Here is a 967-nt window from a genome sequence, read left to right on the forward strand (position 1 = left end):
TGTGTAGTGAGCCGTAAAAGTTAGACACTTTTACGGCTTTTACTATGTCTAAATTAAATAAAAAACAAAGATTAGAAATTTATAATGAGTGGAAATTAAAGAAGCAATCAGTATCTCAAATTGCTCGCAACCAAAAAATGAACAAACGAAGTTTAGGGTATATGATCAAGCTAATTGATCAATATGGTATTGAAATTTATGATCAGCCAAATGCCAAATTTACTAAAGAGTTCAAGGAAGAAGCAATCATCAAAGCTCTATCAAGAACTAAATCGCTCGATGACTTGTCGCTAGAACTCGGCTTAAGAAGCAATGGCATTTTGTGCAATTGGATTCGCGAATACAAGAAAAATGGGTATAATGTCGTTATCAAGAAGAAAGGACGACATCCTGCTCATGAACAAAAACCTTACTCCATCACGCAAGGATTTAGAGAAGCGGATCAAGCAGCTAGAAGAAGAAAACTTGAAGCTGCGTATTGTGAATGCTTACGTAAAAAAACTAGGTGCCTTGGATCAGAAACATCACGAGAAATAGCTCAGGCAATCACTGAACTAAGGCAAGAATTCGGCGTAAGCTTGGATTATATCTTTGATACTTTAGCCCAAAACCAGGACTTGCCTTTGATTGCTCGCAGCACATATTACAAAGTAATTAAATCTAAAGCCAAAATAGTTAAAAAGCCTAGATTCTTTGCCAGACTCAAAGAAATCTTTGACTATCATCAAAGACGTTATGGTTATCGTCGAGTAGCGCTGCAGCTTAGAAAAGAAGGATATCAAGTAACTGATCGAGCTGTTCGCTATTGGATGCATAAATTTGATCTTAAAGGCAGAAGACGCAATAAGCGTAGATACTCCAGCTATAAAGGAACAATTGGCAAAATTGCCCCTAATTTGATTCACCGTAAATTCTTCGCTCCTTTGCCCAACATGAAATGGTATACCGACATCACTGAGTTTCATTT

1 protein-coding gene is annotated in these 967 nt (G+C 36.9%); it reads left to right on the top strand.

Translation table 11 applies throughout. The features are described from left to right. Positions 1–44 precede the first annotated feature (44 nt). Positions 45–967, top strand: a 923-nt coding sequence (locus JCM6256_RS09185) for an IS3 family transposase (protein WP_025081373.1), incomplete at its 3' end; no start/stop codon positions are given.

It is taken from the genome of Lactobacillus hamsteri DSM 5661 = JCM 6256 (assembly GCF_000615445.1).
Lineage (GTDB): Bacteria > Bacillota > Bacilli > Lactobacillales > Lactobacillaceae > Lactobacillus > Lactobacillus hamsteri.